This is a genomic window from Pantoea sp. ACRSB (genome assembly GCF_022346905.1).
In the GTDB taxonomy this organism is placed as follows: Bacteria; Pseudomonadota; Gammaproteobacteria; order Enterobacterales; family Enterobacteriaceae; genus Pantoea; species Pantoea piersonii.
In genome coordinates this window covers 823,529-841,223 of sequence record NZ_JAKRNL010000001.1, presented here as the reverse complement: position 1 = coordinate 841,223, position 17,695 = coordinate 823,529, and the positions used below count along the sequence as shown (strand labels likewise).

The window sequence follows — 17,695 nt, the reverse complement described above, 5'->3', positions numbered from 1 at the left end:
TAACCACGTTAACTGTCGGGATGACACCCTTTTTTGGAGTAAGCAATGGCACAACACTGGACTCTGGCGCAGGCGCAGGCGCTGTTTGACAAACCTTTTCTTGAGCTGATGTTCGAGGCGCAGCAGGTTCACCGCCAGCATTTCGACCCGCGTCAGGTTCAGGTCAGCACCCTACTGTCGATCAAAACCGGCGCCTGTCCGGAAGACTGCAAATACTGCCCGCAAAGCGCCCGTTATAAAACCGGTCTGGAATCAGAGCGGCTGATGGAAGTGGAAGAGGTGCTGGCTTCGGCGCGTAAAGCGAAAGCGGCGGGATCGAGCCGCTTCTGCATGGGCGCGGCGTGGAAAAACCCCAGCGATCGCGACATGCCTTACCTGGAGCAGATGGTGCAGGGCGTGAAGGCGCTGGGAATGGAAACCTGCATGACGCTCGGCACGCTAAGCGACAATCAGGCGCAGCGCCTGGCAGGGGCGGGGCTGGATTTTTATAACCACAACCTCGACACCTCGCCGGAATTTTACGGCAGCATCATTACCACGCGCAGCTATCAGGAGCGTCTGGATACGCTCGGCAAAGTGCGTGACGCGGGGATCAAAGTCTGCTCTGGCGGCATCGTCGGGCTGGGTGAAACCGTGAACGATCGCGCCGGTTTGCTGGTGCAGCTGGCGAACCTGCCGACGCCGCCGGAGAGCGTGCCCATCAATATGCTGGTAAAGGTCAAAGGTACGCCGCTGGCGGACAATGACGACGTAGAGCCGTTCGATTTTATTCGCACCATCGCCGTGGCGCGCATCATGATGCCGACCTCCCATGTGCGTCTCTCGGCGGGCCGCGAGCAGATGAGCGAGCAGACTCAGGCGATGTGCTTTATGGCAGGCGCCAACTCAATTTTCTACGGCTGCAAGCTGCTCACCACGCCGAACCCGGAAGAGGATAAGGATCTGCTGCTGTTCCGCAAGCTGGGCCTTAACCCGGAACATACCCATACCGCTCACGGCGATAATGAACAGCAGCAGCAGCTGAGCGATCAGCTGTTCCACGCCGACACCGAACAGTTCTACAACGCGGCGGTGTAATGAGTTTCTCCACCCGTATGGCGCAGGCGCTGGAGACGCGCCGCGCCGCTGACGGCTGGCGGCAGCGCCGCCTCGTCACGCGCAACGACACCCGCACGCTGCAGGTCGAGGGTAAAACCTACCGTCACTTCTCCAGCAACGACTATCTCGGCCTGAGTCAGCATCCGGCCGTGATGGAGGGCTGGCGTCAGGGCGCGCCGGGCGCAGGCGCGTCGGGCCACGTTACGGGCTACAGCCGCTGGCACGCCGAGCTGGAGACGCAGCTTGCCGACTGGCTGGGCTATTCGCGCGCGCTGCTGTTCATCTCCGGCTTCGCCGCCAATCAGGCTATCGTGCACCTGCTGGCGCAGAAAGAGGATCGCCTGATCGCCGACAAACTGGCGCATGCGTCGCTGCTGGATGCGGCGGGCCACACGCCCGCTGCGCTGCGTCGCTTTCACCATAACGATGTAGCGAGCCTGGCGCAGCGGCTGGCGTCGCCGTGTGATGGCGCAACCCTGGTGATCACCGAGGGTATTTTCAGCATGGACGGTGACAGCGCGCCGCTGGCGGATATCGCCGCCGCCGCCCGGCGCGCCAGCGGCTGGCTGCTGGTGGATGACGCCCACGGCATCGGCGTAGTGGGCGAGCAGGGGCGCGGCAGCTGCTGGCAGCAGGGCGTAAAGCCGGAGCTGCTGGTGGTGACCTTTGGTAAAGCTTTTGGCGTCAGCGGCGCCGCCCTGCTGTGCGACGATGCCACCGCCGACTATTTCCTGCAGTTTTCTCGTCACCTTATCTATTCAACGGCGATGCCGCCCGCGCAGGCGAGCGCGCTGCTGGCGGCACTGCATCAGATTCAGCGCGGCGACGCGCTGCGTCAGCGTCTGAATGAGAACATTCAGCGCTTCCGTACCGGCGCGGCCGGCTTGCCCTGGTCGCTGATGCCGTCTGAAAGCGCGATACAGCCGCTGATCGTCGGCGAAAACGGCGCCGCGCTGGCGCTGTCGCAGCGGCTGGCGCAGGCGGGCTGCTGGGTCAGCGCTATCCGCCCGCCGACTGTGCCGCCCGGCACCGCGCGGCTGCGCATAACCCTGACCGCTGCGCATCGGGCGGACGATATCGACACACTGCTGGAGGCGCTGCATGACGCTGCTGGTTAACAAAGGTGCCGTGGCGCGCGCGTTCGGTCGCGCGGCGGGCCATTATGAACAGCACGCCGAGCTGCAGCGCCGCTGCGGCGACGCACTGCTGGCGCTGGCGCCGCCTGTTGCTTCCGGCGGCGATCTGCTGGACGCGGGCTGCGGCACCGGCTGGTACAGCCGCCTCTGGCAGCAACGCGGGCAGCGCGTCGTGGCGCTCGATCTCTCGCCGCAGATGCTGCAGCAGGCGCGCAGCCTCGACGCGGCGAGCAGCTACCTGGCGGGCGACATTGACGCCCTGCCGCTGGCGAACCAGAGCGTTGACTGCGTATGGAGCAACCTGGCGGTGCAGTGGAGCAGCGATTTGCGTACGGCCTTGCAGCAGTTTGCTCGCGTGCTGCGCGCCGAGGGCGTGATGCTCTTTTCGACGCTGCTGGCTGGCTCGCTGCAGGAGGTGCACGACGCCTGGCGGCCGCTGGGCGCTGGCGAGCACGCCAACCGCTTTTTAACCGAGGCGCAGGTGCGTGCGGCGGGTGCCGGACTGAATCTGCGCTTTATACGGCAGACGCAGGTCATGCATTTTCCCAGCGCGCTGAGCGCGATGCGGTCGCTGAAAGGTATTGGCGCCACCCATCTGCACCAGGGACGGGACGGCACGCCGCTGACGCGGCAGCGGCTGACGCAGCTTGAGGCGCTATGGCCGCGCGATGCGCAGGGCTACCGTCTCACCTATCAACTGCTTTTTGGAGTCACACAACGATGAAATGGTTTATTACCGGCACCGATACTGAGGTCGGCAAAACCGTCGCCAGCGGCGCGCTGCTGCAGGCGGCAGGCGCGGCGGGCTATCGCACCGCCGGGTATAAGCCGGTCGCTTCCGGCTGCGACGTTACGCCGGAGGGCGTGCGCAACAGCGACGCGCTGGCGCTGCAGCGCTACAGCACCCTGGCGCTGAGCTATGAGCAGGTTAACCCGCTGGCGTTTATCGAGCCGACCTCGCCGCATATCGTCAGCGCGGAAGAGGGGAGGCCGATCGCTTTCGATACGCTCTCTGAAGGACTGCGCGCGCTGGAAGCGCAGGCGGAGTGGGTGCTGGTTGAGGGCGCAGGCGGCTGGTATACGCCGCTGTCGGAGACGCAGACCTACGCCGACTGGGTTGAGCAGGAACAGCTGCCGGTAATACTGGTGGTCGGAGTCAAACTGGGCTGCATCAATCACGCGATGCTCACCGCCGATGCGGTGCAGGCGCGCGGCCTGCGGCTGGCGGGCTGGATCGCCAACGATATCGAGCCGCCGGGCAAGCGCCATCAGGCCTATATGACAACGCTAAAACAGCGCATTCCCGCGCCGTTTCTCGGCGAAATCCCCTGGCTGCCGGATGCGGCGGCGCAGGCGGAGTGCGGCCGCTTCCTGACGCTGCCGCAGTAGCGATCAGCTTACCGTCAGCCACTTGTTGACGGTAAGATCGTCCAGCTGCGCCACGCGTCCCTGTGCAACGTTGCGGCCGCGGTGGAGCAGCAGAAAGTAGTCAGCGACGCGGCGGATCAGCGAAATTCGCTGCTCCAGCAGCAGAATGGTCAGGCCGTAATCGAGATTCAGACGGCGGATCAGATTGCCCATCTCCTCTTCCAGCCAGGGCGACATGCCGTCCGTCGGCTCGTCGAGGATCAGCAGTCTGGGACGCAGCACCAGCGCGCGCGCCAGCGCCAGCTGCTGCTGCTGGTCGACAGGCAGCTCGCCGCTGCGCTGTTGTCGCAGCGAATAGAGCGCCGGAAAAAGGTCGAACACCATTTCAGGGATAACGTGCGGTTTATCGCCCGGCGCGCTGCCCGCCAGCAGAGCGATGAACAGGTTATCCTCAACGCTCATCTGCGAGAAGATATGACGGCCCTGCGGCACATAGCCAATACCCATGCGCGCGCGCTGTTCGGCAGGCTGCCGCAGCAGATCGCGCGGCGGCGAGCCATCCTCCTGCCAGGTCATCGAGCCGCTGTTAATCGGCAGACGACCCATAATGCAGTTCACCAGCGTGGTTTTGCCCATACCCGGACGGCCTAACACGCCGGTGCAGGTGCCTGGCGGCAGGTCGAGATCAACATCCCACAGAATATGGTTCTGCCCGTAAAACTGATTCACCGAACGTAAACTCAGCATCTGACTCTCCTCTTACAGATTTTGCCTGAATGCTTCCGCTCTTTGACGTCTGGCAAACAAGTCTTCAACGGCGGCGCAAATATCGCTTTGCTCCCTTGTTACTGCATCCTGCAATTACCGGGCCAGAACGCTTCGGCGTTCGGGGAAGCGGCAGCCAGACAGCTTTTAACCATTAAAGATGAAAATTGCTTAACAATTGCCGGGGGTAATCAGAGCACTGCACTTTCACGGTGCTGAGGACTTAACGTTTATGGTGCAACAGCTCACAATAAGAGAGCTTGTTGAATTTTTGCTGGTCTTAATACCGGGCGCGGCTAGGCAAAAAAGCAGCGGTGGGCTGAAAAAGCATAGCTAACGCCAGCGTTTGTGACAGGAATTTAGGCGCAAAAAAAATTTTTTCACTCGGGCGGCTTAACAACAAAAAATTATGCACAGCCGATGGCAAAAGGGCTGCCTTTAGTTATCCACCATTCCTGTGGATAACCTTGTGCATTAGACAGTGAAAACAGAGCGCAAGCGAGGAAATACGCGGCCTGGTTACATTATGATGAGAAACTGGGCTTTTCACATATTTATTTTAAAAACAGATAGTTATTAAAAAACAAGCCTGAGATTTTTCCGCTGCGTAACAGAGCTGAAATTTAACAAGGCTCTCTTGACAAATGTTATAAATCTTCTCTGGCTGGGGATAACCTTGCGCAACGGAAAAAATGTTGTCGCGATGTTACAGCCTTTTAGCCGCGGCGAGGCGCCAGCGCTCCACTGTGCCGCGTTACTGGTAATTTATCCAGTATTAATTTCTGGCAAAATCGCCACGGCAGAGTAAAATGACTCCGCTACCCGCCGCATTCTTCAGCAGGAACCGCAAGTCATGAGTAAAGTCTTTAAACTAAATTCCGCTTTCCAGCCCTCCGGCGACCAGCCCGAGGCGATTCGTCGTCTCAAAGAGGGACTGGAGGATGGACTGGCCCATCAGACGCTGCTCGGCGTAACCGGATCCGGCAAGACGTTTACCGTCGCCAACGTTATCGCCGACCTCAACCGGCCTGCGATGGTGCTGGCACCCAACAAAACTCTGGCGGCGCAGCTTTATGGCGAGATGAAAGAGTTCTTCCCCGATAACGCGGTGGAGTTCTTTGTCTCCTATTACGATTACTACCAGCCTGAAGCCTATGTGCCCAGCTCCGATACCTTTATCGAAAAAGACGCCTCGGTAAACGAACATATCGAGCAGATGCGTCTTTCAGCGACCAAGGCGCTGCTGGAGCGGCGCGACGTTATCGTCGTGGCGTCGGTCTCCGCCATTTACGGTCTGGGCGATCCCGATCTCTATCTGAAAATGATGCTGCACCTGACGCGCGGCATGATCATCGACCAGCGCAGCATTTTGCGTCGCCTGGCGGAGCTGCAGTATGCGCGCAACGATCAGGCGTTCCAGCGCGGCACCTTCCGCGTCCGCGGCGAAGTGATCGATATCTTTCCGGCGGAGTCGGAAGATATTGCGCTGCGCGTCGAACTGTTCGACGAAGAGGTCGAGCGGCTGTCGCTGTTCGATCCGCTTACCGGGCAGATCGTCTCTACCGTACCGCGCTACACCATCTATCCAAAAACGCACTACGTGACGCCGCGTGAACGTATCCTGCAGGCGATGGAAGAGATCAAAGATGAGCTGGTGGATCGTCGCCGGGTGCTGCTGGAGAACAATAAGCTGCTGGAAGAGCAGCGCCTGACGCAGCGCACCCAGTTCGATCTGGAGATGATGAACGAGCTGGGATACTGCTCGGGTATTGAAAACTACTCGCGCTACCTCTCCGGGCGCGGGCCTGGCCAGCCGCCGCCGACGCTGTTCGACTATTTACCCGCCGACGGCCTGCTGATCGTCGACGAATCGCACGTCACCATTCCGCAAATCGGCGGGATGTATAAAGGTGACCGCGCGCGTAAAGAGACGCTGGTGGAGTATGGCTTCCGCCTGCCTTCGGCGCTGGATAACCGACCGCTCAGGTTTGAAGAGTTCGAGGCGCTGGCACCGCAGACCATTTACGTCTCGGCGACGCCGGGCAACTACGAGCTGGAGAAATCGGGCGGCGAGGTGATCGATCAGGTGGTACGTCCTACCGGGCTGCTCGATCCGCTGCTGGAGGTACGACCGGTGGCGACTCAGGTGGACGATCTGCTGTCGGAGATCCGCAAGCGCGTCACCATCAACGAGCGCGTGCTGGTCACGACGCTGACCAAGCGCATGGCGGAGGATCTGACCGAGTATCTCGAAGAGCATGGCGAGAAGGTGCGCTATCTGCACTCAGATATCGATACCGTCGAGCGTATGGAGATCATCCGCGATCTGCGTCTCGGCGAGTTTGACGTGCTGGTCGGGATCAACCTGCTGCGCGAAGGTCTGGATATGCCGGAGGTATCGCTGGTAGCGATCCTTGATGCGGATAAAGAGGGCTTCCTGCGCTCCGAACGCTCGCTGATCCAGACCATCGGCCGTGCCGCGCGTAACGTTAACGGCAAGGCGATCCTTTACGCCGACAGGATCACCAACTCGATGGCGCGCGCCATCGAAGAGACCGAGCGCCGCCGCGAGAAGCAGCAGAAGTACAACGAGGAAAAAGGGATTGTGCCGCAGGGCCTCAACAAGAAGATCACCGATATCCTCGAGCTGGGCCAGAACGTTATCAAGACGCGCGGCAAGGCCAAAGCCAGCAGCCGCAGCGCCGCCGAGGCGGACGCCAGCTATCTGGCGCTGACGCCGCAGGCGCTGCAGAAAAAAATCCACGAGCTGGAGTCGCAGATGCAGCAGCACGCGCAAAACCTGGAGTTCGAAGAGGCGGCGAACGTGCGCGACAAGCTGCATGAGCTGCGCGAACTCTTTATCGCCGCCTCGTAGCGGCTTTAACTAAAACGCTGAATGGCGTGTTCCAGCGCCATGCGCAGCAGCTGGCGGTCGTGACGATAGGGAATATCGGCGGCCTCCAGCGGCTCGCGCACGATAAGGCGGTTCTCGACGCCGGAGGTATCGGCGGCCGGGCTCACCACCACGGCGTCAATTACCCGCTTGCCGATATATTTCTCCATCATCGCCAGTTTGTCCGCCACCGTCAGGCTGGCGGCGGCCGGGCTGAGTTCGCGCCCAAGGTTGCCGATAAACACCATGGTGGCGGGCGTCCGGCGCAGCGCGCGCGCCATCTCCTCCATCAGCAGGCTCGGCATCAGGCTGGTGTAAAAGCTGCCGGGGCCGATCAAAATCAGGTCCGCTTCGGCGATCGCCTCCAGCGCTTCACGCGTCGGCGCGACATTCGGGTGCAGCATCAGCTCCTGCGGCGGCTGTTTCATGGCGTCGATATCGGTTTCGCCGTAAACCATGTTGCCCTCGCTGTCTAATGCCACCAGATCCACCGGCTGCTCCGACATCGGGATAAGAAAGGCGTCAACCTTGAGCAGATTGCGAATGATATTGATCGCCTCCAGCGGCCTGACGCTGAGATGATCCAGCGCCTTGAGCATCAGGTTGCCCAGGTTATGACCTGACAGCTCGCCGTTGCCGGCAAAGCGATACTCAAACATCGCCGAGGCGACGCTGGGTTCGGTAATCAGCTGATTGATGCAGTTGCGCATGTCCCCCCAGGCGATGCCGCCTTCGGAACGGCGGATGCGTCCGGTGGAACCGCCGTTATCGGTGGTAGTGACAATGCCCGTCAGGCGCGAACCCAGCGGCGACAGGGCGGACATCACGCGTCCCAGGCCGTGTCCGCCGCCCAGCGCAACCACGCGATCCAGGTCTGACAAAGTTCGGTTCATATTTCCTCTTTACACCCGCTGCTGACTTACCGTACCGGCGCTGCTTTTAGCGGGTCATGTTAACCTTACTGCCGCGAAAATGCGGCGAAAAATCGTTATATATCAATATATATAGCGAAATTAGTTGATGGCAGAGCGGCAAAATTCGCGCTACCATTTGCCAACCATGTCGCCCATGTTGGTCGACATACACTCAAAGCCTGAATGCCTAAGTCAAACGATAGGGGATTCAGGCCGCAGCCGACGCGCTGCCAGGGTGCAGAAAGAAATGCCTGCATCTCCCGTATTTGGAAAAGGTGTTCTGGTGTCACAATTTACTGATGCATTTGCACGTCGGTTTTATTACCTGCGTCTCTCGGTGACGGATGTCTGTAACTTCCGCTGCACCTACTGCCTGCCCGACGGCTATAAACCCCAGGGCGTGCGCAACAAAAGTTTCCTTTCGCTCGATGAGATTCGACGCGTCACGCGCGCTTTCGCCGCGGCAGGCACCGAAAAGGTGCGTCTGACCGGCGGCGAGCCGTCGCTGCGTCGCGATTTTACCGACATTATCGCCGCCGTACGTGAAAACGCCGCTGTTCGCCAGATCGCCGTGACCACTAACGGCTATCGGCTGGCGCGCGACGTCGCCGCCTGGCGCGATGCCGGTCTCACCGCGCTGAACGTCAGCGTAGACAGTCTCGACGCGCGCCAGTTCCACGCCATTACCGGTCAGGACAAGTTCCATCAGGTGATGGCGGGCATCGACGCCGCCTTCGAGGCTGGCTTTCAGCAGGTCAAAGTCAACAGCGTACTGATGCGCGACCTCAACAGCCGCAGCCTGGCAACCTTCCTTGACTGGATCCGCACCCGCCCCATTCAGCTACGATTTATCGAGCTGATGGAGACGGGCGAGGGCGGCGCGCTGTTCCGTCAGCAGCACGTCTCTGGCGCGGTGATCCGCGACCAGCTGATAGCACAAGGCTGGCAGCGCCGCGAGCGCGGCCGCAGTGACGGACCGGCGCAGGTCTTTTATCATCCTGATTACGTCGGCGAGATCGGCCTGATTATGCCCTATTCGCGCGACTTCTGCGCCAGCTGCAACCGCCTGCGCGTTTCGGCACACGGCAATCTGCATCTTTGCCTGTTTGGCGATAGCGGCGTGCCGCTGCGCGATCTGCTGGTTTCCGATGACCAGCAGGCGGAGCTGCAGGCGCGCATCGCCCACAGCCTGGGCGAGAAGAAGCAGACACACTTCCTGCATCAGGGCAATACCGGCATCACGCAGAACCTTTCTTTCATCGGCGGTTAATCTCAGGAGCGAGTAATGGGCAAATCTACGGGTGAATTTATTCCGGTCAACCTGGCGGTGCTGACCGTTTCCGATCGACGCGACGCCAGCAACGACACCTCAGGCGACTACCTGCGCGTCGCGGCGAGTGAAGCCGGGCATGTGGTGGTCGATCACGCTATCGTCGGCGAAGACCGCTACCGCATCCGCGCTATCGTGTCGCGCTGGATCGCCAGCCAGGATGTGCAGGTGGTGGTCATTAACGGCGGTACGGGATTCAATGCGAAGAACAACACGCCAGAAGCAATTGAGCCGCTGTTCGACCGAAAAATTGAGGGCTTCGGCGAGCTGTTCCGCATGTTCTCCTGGGAAGATATCGGCGGCTCAACGCTGCAGTCGCGCGCCGTCGCCGGCATGGCCAACGGCACCCTTATCTTCGCCGTACCGGGTTCGACCAGCGCCTGCGAAAGCGCCTGGGAGCGCATTATTGCCGATCAGATCGATGCCCGCACCGGCCCCTGTAATTTCGTTTCACACTTAAAGAAGCTGTAAGCCATGTCTCAACTGACCCATATTAATGCCGCAGGCGAAGCCCATATGGTGGACGTCTCGGCCAAAGCGGAAACGGTGCGCGAAGCGCGCGCGGAAGCGCTGGTGCTGATGGCCGCCGATACGCTGCAAATGATCGTCGACGGCAGCCACCACAAAGGTGACGTTTTCGCGACTGCGCGCATTGCCGGCATTCAGGCCGCCAAGCGCACCTGGGAGCTGATCCCGCTCTGTCATCCACTGATGCTGAGCAAAGTCGAAGTCAACCTGGTCGCTGAGCCGGAACATCAGCGCGTGCGCATCACCTCGCTCTGCCGCCTGAGCGGCAAAACCGGCGTCGAGATGGAAGCGCTGACCGCCGCGTCGGTGGCGGCGCTGACTATCTATGACATGTGTAAAGCGGTGCAGAAAGATATCGTTATCGACCAGCTGCGCCTGCTGAGCAAAAGCGGCGGCAAGTCCGGTGATTTCCAGGCGGTGACCCATGATTAACGTGCTCTTTTTCGCCCAGGTGCGCGAACTGGTTGGCACCAGCGCGCTGGAGATGCCTGATGCGTTCCCCGACGTGGCGACGCTGCGCGGCGCGCTGGCGCAAAAAGGCGATCGCTGGGCGCTGGCGCTCGACTCCGGCAAGCTGCTGGCTGCGGTAAACCAGACGCTGGTGCCGATGTCGCATCCGCTGAAAGCGGGCGACGAAGTGGCATTTTTCCCGCCGGTGACGGGAGGCTGATATGGCAACGCAGATCCGCGTCGGCGCGGCGCCGTTCAGCATGGCTGACGAATACGCCTGGCTCTCTACCTCCAACGCCGATGGCGCGGTAGTGACGTTTACCGGGAAAGTGCGCAACCACAACCTGGGCGACAGCGTCGCCGCGCTGACGCTTGAGCACTATCCGGGCATGACGGAGAAAGCGTTGCAGGAGATTGTTGACGAGGCGCGCAGCCGCTGGCCTTTACAGCGCGTCAGCGTGATCCACCGCATCGGCGAGCTGTTTCCAGGCGATGAGATCGTGTTTGTCGGCGTAACCAGCGCGCACCGCAGCAGCGCCTTCGCCGCTGCGGAATTTATTATGGATTACCTGAAAACCCGCGCGCCCTTCTGGAAGCGTGAGGCGACCGAGCAGGGCGATCGCTGGGTAGACGCCCGCGACAGCGACCATCAGGCCGCGCAGCGCTGGGATTAAGGCTTGCTGAGCTGCTCCGCCGGGCCGAAGTGCGTCTGGCCGTGGGCATGCTCGCCGCCGCCGGAAACGCGTTTAAGCTGAATGACCTCGCCGCGCTGCCAGGCGTCAGCGCCCGGTAGAACTGGCTGCGTGACGATATCGGCGCGCGATGCGCGCACCTTGCGGCTGTCGATATCAAAGCGCTTATCGCGATCGGCCAGCAGGCGATTATCGAGCTGACCGTCGGCGGTAAAGCCCATCATCAGCGCCGGAATGCCGAGCGGCAGGGTCTGGTCGCGATCGGTATGCCAGGTGTGCCAGGTTTTGCCGTAGGTATTGGCGATGCGCGCCATCAGCGCATGATCCGCCGCCTGCGGCAGGCCTGGCGCAATCAGGGTGCCTGACTTCACCTCATACCGGTGACTGTGCCACAGCTTTTTCTCCTCCGGCGGCAGCGTCTGATAAAGCCGCGCGCTGATAATATACTCCACCCCCATCAGCCGCGCGTCTTTGGTATTGCCGTCATAAATCACCGCCTGCATCACGTCATCGTTCAGCACCGTGACGTAGTGGTGCGCCTCCATCTGGCCGTTCTGGTCACCGTTATAGAAGTGAAAGCCGTCGAGATAGGTACTGATCGCCTCAATGGGCGGACGCGACTGCAGCAGGTCAGCGCCTGTAGAGAGAGTTTTCATTTTTGCCGAGGCAGGCGCGCCGGGCGTGGCGACCTGCGCAGGGCTATTATTCGCGCCGCACCCGCTGAGCAACAGGGCGACAGTGGCGCCGATCCAGAGTTTTTGCATCACAATTTCCTTTTAGACGATAAAAGCTAAACCTGGTTGAGAATGGCCGATAAGCAAGCGCGACGGTGAAGCAGGAATTTACGCCTCGTCTGATGGTTTGTCCCTGCTTCGGTGCTAAGGTAAGGGTTTGTTTTCTCGCAAGGACAGGTATGTCAGTTTCAGCATCGCTCAAACGTTTCTCGCTGCTCGCCGCGCTGGTGCTGGCGGGTTGTAGCACGAAAAAAACGCCCGAAGCGCCGGTGCGTCAGCCTGCCGACGTTAAGGCGCAGATTCAGCGTCTGCTGCCCGCGCACGTCAGCGACAAGCCCGGCTGGGCCACCGATATTTACACCTCATTCCGCACTCAGCAGATCGATCCCAGCGTCAGCAACCTGTGCGCCGCTATCGCCGTGGCGGATCAGGAATCGAACTTTAGCGCCGAAGCGGCCGTACCCGGCCTGCCGAAAATCGCCTGGGGCGAGATCGATCGCCGCGCGGCGAAGGTGCACGTACCGGCATTTCTGGTGCGCACCGCGCTGCTGATTAAATCGCCCAACGGCGAAAGTTATGCGGCGCGGCTCGATAAAGTGCGCAGCGAAAAAGAGCTGAGCGCCATTTTCGATGATTTCATTGATATGGTGCCGATGGGGCAGACCCTGTTCGGCAACCTTAACCCGATTCATACCGGCGGCCCGATGCAGGTCAGCATCAGCTTCGCCGAAGCGCACGCTAAAGGTTATCCCTGGCCGATCGACGGCTCGATTCGCCGCGAGGTCTTTACCCGCCACGGCGGCATGTATTTCGGCATTATGCATCTGCTCGGCTACCCGGCGGACTACAGCAAGCCGCTCTACCGCTTCGCCGACTTCAATGCAGGCTGGTACGCCAGCCGCAACGCGGCCTTTCAGGCGGCGGTGGCACGCGCCACCGGCATGAAGCTGGCGCTGGATGGCGATCTTATCCTTTATGGATCGGATAAAGCAGGTTCGACGGAGCTGGCGGTGCGTACCCTGGCGAAGCAGATCGATATGAGCGAAAGCGCCATTCGCCGCGATTTAGAGAAAGGGGAGCAGGAGAGCTTTAGCGACAGCACGCTCTGGAAGCAGGTCTTTGCGCTGGCGGACAAGATGGCCGGTCGGCCGCTGCCGCGCGAAATGCTGCCGGGCATTAAGCTGGAAAGCCCGAAAATCACCCGCAATCTCACCACGGCCTGGTTCGCTCAGCGCGTCGACAGCCGCTATCAGCAATGTTTATCGCGCCGCTGAGGCACGCATTGTGGAGCAGTTAACCCATGCTGTGCCACAATTAGGCATGACCGTCGGTCTTCCGACGCCTTTTCACTTTTATGAGGTGCATCATGGACAGATATCCACGCAATGATTCCCTGGTGCAGCCCGCCACAAGCGGGTTGCAGACGTATATGGCGCAGGTCTACGGCTGGATGACCTGCGGGCTGCTGCTGACCGCTTTTGTCTCCTGGTATGCGGCAGGCAACGAGCGCATCATGTTCTTTATCTTCTCCAGCCGCATGACCTTCTTCGGTCTGATTATCGCGCAGCTGGCGGTGGTGTTCGTGCTTTCTGGCATGGTGAATCGCCTGAGCGGCGCGCTGGCGACCGGTCTGTTTATGCTCTATTCGGTCCTGACCGGCCTGACGATGGCCAGTATTTTCCTCGCCTACACCTACAGCTCGATCGCCAGCACCTTCTTTGTGACGGCGGGGATGTTCGGCGCCATGAGCTTTTACGGCTACACCACAAAACGCGACCTGAGCCGCTTCGGCAGCCTGCTGTTTATGGCGCTGATTGGTATTTTGCTGGCGTCGCTGGTGAACTTCTGGCTGAAAAGCCCGGCGCTGATGTGGGCGATTACCTATATCGGCGTGGTGGTGTTTGTGGGACTGACCGCTTATGACACGCAACAGCTGCGCCAGATTGGCGAACAGATCGACGTGCGCGACCGTGAGTCGCTGCGCCGCTATTCGATTATGGGCGCGCTGAAGCTCTATCTGGACTTTATCAACCTGTTCCTGATGCTGCTGCGCATCTTCGGCAACCGCCGCTAACAGGCGCTTTGCCCCATCCCGCGGTCGGGATGGGGCGATTCCGCTTTACGAACTCTTCTGCAGTTTCTGTTCATTCTTCGCGCGCAGATGCTTCGCGCGACTCTCCAGCACCAGATAGAGCACCAGCGCCAGCAGCAGCGGCAGAATAAAATAGAGCACGCGATAGGCGAGCAGCGCCGCGATGATGGTGCCGTGTGAAGCGTGCTGCCCGCTCAGCAGCGCCAGAAACACCGCCTCCAGCACGCCGATACCGGCCGGAATATGAATAATCACCCCTGCGATACTGCTGATCAACAGCACGCCAAGCACAATGGGGTAATCCACCTGACGCGCCAGCAGCAGCCAGATAATCGCTCCCATCACCAGCCAGTTAGCGGACGACACCGCAAACTGAAACAGCGCCATGCGCAGCGACGGCAATTGCAGCGTCTGGCGTCTGATGGTCCATTTGCGGCGCTTTGAAAAGGCGCAGGCCCAGAGAAAAACCGCCACGACAACCAGCAGCGCCACGCCAATGATGCGCAGCGTGGTCTCACCGATAAACCAGCCGCCGGGGATCGGCACCATGCCCGCGCTGAATACCACGCCCGCCAGCAAAATATAGCCGAGCCAGTTAGTGGCGATACTCAGGGAAAAGATGCGCGTGATGGTGGCGCTGTCCAGCCCCAGCCGCGAGTAGAGCCGGTAGCGCATCGCGACGCCGCCGACCCAGGTGCTCAGCGTCAGGTTAAAGGCGTAGCAGATAAAAGAGACCAGCATCACCTGCCGCTTCGCCAGCTTATGGCCGCAGTAGGCGCGGCCGATCAGGTCATAGCAGCCGTAGGTCAGATAGCTCACTATCACCAGCGCGACGGCGCTTAGCACCGCGAAGCGGTTGTAGTTGACGATAACGTTATAGACATCTTCCCAGTTAACTTTGCGGGCGTAGATCACCAGCAGCACAATCACCGCGATAAAAAAGATCCAGGTAAGCACCTTTTTCGCCAGCTTCCATTTCGGATGTTTTTCCGCCATCAGGATTTAGCCCCTTCATTGTCGGTTTCGACACGGTCTTGCGTCTCCATTTCCGGCTGAACCGGCGGGTCGACCTGCGCAATCAGCGGCGTGTGCGCAGGAAGCCAGCCGGCGATAGCCGGGAAATGGCGTAAGAAGTGAAAGACAATCACGCTTTTGGTCAGCTGCCACCAGGTGCGCGGCGGCAGGCGATCCTCTTGCACGCGCTCGCAATCTTTCGCCAGCAGCTGCTCCAGGTTGTCGCGCAGCGTCTGGTTAAAGTCGCGATCGTAGACGATCAGGTTAGCTTCAAGGTTGAGCGATAAGCTCAGCGGATCGAGATTGCTGGAGCCGACGGTGGCCCACTGGCGATCCTGAACCGCCACCTTGCCGTGTAGCGGGCGACGGATATATTCATAGACTTCCACACCCGCATCCACCAGATAGTTATAGAGCAGCTCCGCGCCGACTTTAACGATCGGCATATCCGGCTCGCCCTGAACAATCAGCCTGACTCTGACGCCGCGCTGGGCCGCGCTGCGCATTTCGCGCAGCAGACGGTAGCCAGGGAAAAAGTAGGCGTTGGCGATAATCACATCCTCTTTCGCCGTACGCAGCATATCGAGATAGTGTTTTTCGATATCGTCGCGATGCTCGTCGTTATCGCGATAGACGAACAGCACCTGCGCATTGCCGGGCGTGGCGTTGACCGCGGGACGATGCGAGCGGCCACCCCACCAGCGGCGCGTCACCGCCTCGCTGCCCATCGCCTCGCGCACATAGCGGGTGATATCCGCCACGATGGGGCCTTTGACCTCTACCGCATAATCCTGCTTCGCCTCGGGGCCGTAGCTGGTGTTGTGCTCGGCGGAGAAATTGATGCCGCCGACAAAGGCGACGGTTTCGTCCACCACCACAATTTTGCGGTGCAGACGGCGGAACACGTTGGTGCGCATCCCCATTACCAGCGGGCGCGGATCGTAATAGATGAAGCGCACCCCTTCCGCCGTCAGGCTGTTGACGAACTTATCGGAGAGATCCGGCGACCCATAGCCATCCACCATAACTTCGATTTTCACGCCGCGCTGCGCGGCGGCCAGCAGCTCGCGGTGCAGCGCGTTGCCGACCTCATCCTCAAACAGAATAAAGGTTTCCAGCAACACGGTGCGCTCGGCGCGGCGGATAGCGCCGAATACGCGCGGGAAAAACTCTTCGCCGTTTTCCAGCAGGCGCAGACTGTTGCCTTCTCGCCATTCAAAATTCATAGGTGGATCTCCACGGCGAGCGGGGCGTGATCCGACAGGTGCGACCAGGGTTTGCGCGGCAGCGCCCAGGGATGGCTGACGGTGGCGTTGCGAACATAAATACGATCGAGCCGCAGCAGCGGAAAGCGGGCGGGAAAGGTACGCGCCGGGCGGCCGTGTTTCATGCTGAATACCTCTTTTAAACCAGCGCCGTGCTTCAGGATATGATTGGCGCGCAGCTGCCAGTCGTTGAAATCGCCCGCGACAACCAGCGGCGCGTCGGGCGGCAGCGAGGCGACCATGTCACACATCATTTTCATCTGTGCGTGGCGGTGCGCCTCCTTCAGGCCGAGGTGCACGCAGATAACATGCAGCGTGCCGTGTGGCTCCGGCAGGGTGATTTTGCAGTGCAACATGCCGCGGTTTTCACTTCCTGCAACAGAAATATCACGATTTTCATACTCCTGAATGGGAAACCGTGACAAAATCGCGTTCCCGTGGTGCCCCTCCGGGTAGACGGCGTTGCGGCCATAGGCAAAATCGTTCCACATGGTATCGGCAAGAAACTCGTAATGCGGCGTGTTCGGCCAGTTCTCATGGTGCAGAGGATGAATGGCATGTGTGCCCATCACCTCCTGCAAAAAGACGATATCCGCCGAGGTGGCGCGTACCGCTTCACGCAGTTCCGGCAGGATGAAGCGACGGTTAAAAGTAGTAAATCCCTTGTGGGTATTGATCGTCAGGACTTTAAGGGAAAATCCTTGCTTGGTTTGTGGCATACTCTCGACGCACTCCTTTTCATCAGCAACAAAAGTAAAGTGTAGTCTTTGTCACAAACGGGTGCGGATAAGGATGGAAATTTAGGGCGTTATCCGAAAATTGCTTTACATTGAGGAAACCGTTACCGGCCTGTGCCGGTTGCACTTGGGCGACCTGTTGGGTCTGCCAGGAGAAGAGAATGAAATGGTCTAATCGTGTTCAAATTGTCACCGGACAAACCTGCGTGCATATTGCTATGCATGCGCTGGTCATCGCCGCGCTGATCTGGGGCTGGAAGCATAAGGCTCTGATCGAAGTGTGCAGCACGCTGGTAGCCGCCTATGCCGTGGTGTTTATCGCCATGCTGGTCCTGCAGCGTAGTGTTCGTTTGCGTAGCATCGGTGATTACCTTGAAGAAGCGACCACCACCTACTATTTTGGCGCGGCGATGATGACGCTGTTTATTGTCTCGCGCTATGTGCACAACGCTTTGCTGATTGGCATGCTGGGCGTGGTGATGCTGGTGGGCCCGGCGCTGGTCTCGCTGCTGGCGAAGGAGCCGGCAGGGCGTATCCAGAAAAAGCGTAGCTAAACCGCTGTGTTCGCTGACAGGGGCTGCCGAAAGGCGGCCCCTGTTGTTTCCGGCTTTCTCGCACCCCGCAGCGAAAGCTGTTACACTGCCTGCCTTACGCATCGTAGTTTGTGCCCTTTTCACAC

At 60.1% G+C, this 17,695-nt stretch carries 19 protein-coding genes and 1 riboswitch; of the genes, 13 read left to right on the top strand and 6 right to left on the bottom strand.

Annotation, left to right across the window (positions count from 1 at the left end; genetic code table 11):
* Positions 1-45: 45 nt before the first annotated feature.
* From bioB to bioD, 4 genes are read left to right on the top strand one after another with little or no spacing between them, the layout of a single operon-like run.
* Positions 46-1,077, top strand: coding sequence for a biotin synthase BioB (gene bioB, locus MHZ89_RS04070; RefSeq protein WP_311781953.1), 1,032 nt, complete (start codon positions 46-48; stop codon positions 1,075-1,077).
* Positions 1,077-2,216, top strand: coding sequence for an 8-amino-7-oxononanoate synthase (gene bioF / locus MHZ89_RS04065; RefSeq protein ID WP_311781952.1), 1,140 nt, complete (start codon positions 1,077-1,079; stop codon positions 2,214-2,216). Before bioB ends, bioF begins: the two co-directional genes overlap by 1 nt.
* On the top strand, positions 2,200-2,958 hold the full coding sequence (gene bioC, locus MHZ89_RS04060) for a malonyl-ACP O-methyltransferase BioC (protein ID WP_311781951.1): 759 nt from the start codon (positions 2,200-2,202) through the stop codon (positions 2,956-2,958). The genes bioF and bioC overlap by 17 nt, the downstream gene beginning before the upstream one ends.
* Positions 2,955-3,623, top strand: a complete 669-nt coding sequence (gene bioD / locus MHZ89_RS04055) for a dethiobiotin synthase (protein ID WP_311781950.1) — start codon at positions 2,955-2,957, stop codon at positions 3,621-3,623. The genes bioC and bioD overlap by 4 nt, the downstream gene beginning before the upstream one ends.
* A gap of 3 nt (positions 3,624-3,626) precedes the next feature.
* Here the strand turns inward: bioD and MHZ89_RS04050 are convergent, their stop codons facing one another.
* On the bottom strand, positions 3,627-4,349 hold the full coding sequence (locus MHZ89_RS04050; protein ID WP_311781949.1) for an ATP-binding cassette domain-containing protein: 723 nt from the start codon (positions 4,347-4,349) through the stop codon (positions 3,627-3,629).
* 871 nt (positions 4,350-5,220) lie between these two features.
* Between MHZ89_RS04050 and uvrB the strand changes: the two genes are divergently transcribed.
* Entirely contained in the window at positions 5,221-7,242 is a 2,022-nt protein-coding gene (uvrB, locus tag MHZ89_RS04045) for an excinuclease ABC subunit UvrB (protein ID WP_120451555.1), read from the top strand.
* 5 nt (positions 7,243-7,247) lie between these two features.
* Here the strand turns inward: uvrB and yvcK are convergent, their stop codons facing one another.
* Complete coding sequence (gene yvcK / locus MHZ89_RS04040) at positions 7,248-8,153, bottom strand: uridine diphosphate-N-acetylglucosamine-binding protein YvcK (protein ID WP_311781948.1); 906 nt, start codon at positions 8,151-8,153, stop codon at positions 7,248-7,250.
* Between the two features lie 178 nt (positions 8,154-8,331).
* A riboswitch (molybdenum cofactor riboswitch) is annotated at positions 8,332-8,468 on the top strand.
* Here yvcK and moaA point away from each other — a divergent pair.
* From moaA to moaE, 5 genes are all read left to right on the top strand, one after another.
* Entirely contained in the window at positions 8,455-9,444 is a 990-nt protein-coding gene (gene moaA / locus MHZ89_RS04035; RefSeq protein WP_311782255.1) for a GTP 3',8-cyclase MoaA, read from the top strand. It overlaps the preceding riboswitch by 14 nt.
* Positions 9,445-9,459: 15 nt before the next feature.
* A complete protein-coding gene (gene moaB, locus MHZ89_RS04030) occupies positions 9,460-9,975 on the top strand; it encodes a molybdenum cofactor biosynthesis protein B (RefSeq protein WP_311781947.1) in 516 nt (171 codons plus the stop codon).
* A gap of 3 nt (positions 9,976-9,978) precedes the next feature.
* Positions 9,979-10,464: a cyclic pyranopterin monophosphate synthase MoaC gene (moaC, locus tag MHZ89_RS04025; RefSeq protein WP_311781946.1), complete on the top strand. Its 486-nt coding sequence runs from the start codon at positions 9,979-9,981 to the stop codon at positions 10,462-10,464.
* Positions 10,457-10,702 (top strand): molybdopterin synthase sulfur carrier subunit, encoded by a 246-nt coding sequence (gene moaD, locus MHZ89_RS04020; RefSeq protein WP_120451566.1) that lies wholly within the window; start codon positions 10,457-10,459, stop codon positions 10,700-10,702. Before moaC ends, moaD begins: the two co-directional genes overlap by 8 nt.
* Position 10,703: 1 nt before the next feature.
* Positions 10,704-11,156 (top strand): molybdopterin synthase catalytic subunit MoaE, encoded by a 453-nt coding sequence (gene moaE / locus MHZ89_RS04015; protein WP_120451569.1) that lies wholly within the window; start codon positions 10,704-10,706, stop codon positions 11,154-11,156.
* On the opposite strand, the gene MHZ89_RS04010 is transcribed toward moaE, so the two are convergent.
* Positions 11,153-11,938 carry an OBAP family protein gene (locus MHZ89_RS04010; RefSeq protein WP_311781945.1) on the bottom strand — a complete coding sequence of 262 codons (786 nt, stop codon included), beginning with the start codon at positions 11,936-11,938 and terminating at the stop codon, positions 11,153-11,155. The genes moaE and MHZ89_RS04010 overlap by 4 nt on opposite strands.
* A gap of 149 nt (positions 11,939-12,087) precedes the next feature.
* Here MHZ89_RS04010 and MHZ89_RS04005 point away from each other — a divergent pair, with 149 nt between their 5' ends.
* Positions 12,088-13,182 (top strand): DUF1615 domain-containing protein, encoded by a 1,095-nt coding sequence (locus MHZ89_RS04005; RefSeq protein ID WP_311781944.1) that lies wholly within the window; start codon positions 12,088-12,090, stop codon positions 13,180-13,182.
* 92 nt (positions 13,183-13,274) lie between these two features.
* The gene (locus MHZ89_RS04000) at positions 13,275-13,982 is read left to right on the top strand and encodes a Bax inhibitor-1/YccA family protein (RefSeq protein ID WP_120451573.1); all 708 of its coding nucleotides are present in this window, start codon (positions 13,275-13,277) and stop codon (positions 13,980-13,982) included.
* Between the two features lie 45 nt (positions 13,983-14,027).
* Here the strand turns inward: MHZ89_RS04000 and MHZ89_RS03995 are convergent, their stop codons facing one another.
* The 3 genes from MHZ89_RS03995 to MHZ89_RS03985 are packed head-to-tail and all read right to left on the bottom strand — an operon-like array spanning position 14,028 to position 16,998.
* Positions 14,028-14,996: a lysylphosphatidylglycerol synthase domain-containing protein gene (locus tag MHZ89_RS03995; RefSeq protein WP_120451575.1), complete on the bottom strand. Its 969-nt coding sequence runs from the start codon at positions 14,994-14,996 to the stop codon at positions 14,028-14,030.
* Positions 14,996-16,240 carry a cardiolipin synthase ClsB gene (clsB, locus tag MHZ89_RS03990; protein WP_311781943.1) on the bottom strand — a complete coding sequence of 415 codons (1,245 nt, stop codon included), beginning with the start codon at positions 16,238-16,240 and terminating at the stop codon, positions 14,996-14,998. Before clsB ends, MHZ89_RS03995 begins: the two co-directional genes overlap by 1 nt.
* Positions 16,237-16,998: an endonuclease/exonuclease/phosphatase family protein gene (locus MHZ89_RS03985; protein ID WP_120451579.1), complete on the bottom strand. Its 762-nt coding sequence runs from the start codon at positions 16,996-16,998 to the stop codon at positions 16,237-16,239. Before MHZ89_RS03985 ends, clsB begins: the two co-directional genes overlap by 4 nt.
* Positions 16,999-17,177: 179 nt before the next feature.
* Here MHZ89_RS03985 and MHZ89_RS03980 point away from each other — a divergent pair, with 179 nt between their 5' ends.
* Complete coding sequence (locus tag MHZ89_RS03980) at positions 17,178-17,570, top strand: YbhQ family protein (RefSeq protein ID WP_120451581.1); 393 nt, start codon at positions 17,178-17,180, stop codon at positions 17,568-17,570.
* The last annotated feature ends 125 nt before the right edge of the window (positions 17,571-17,695 follow it).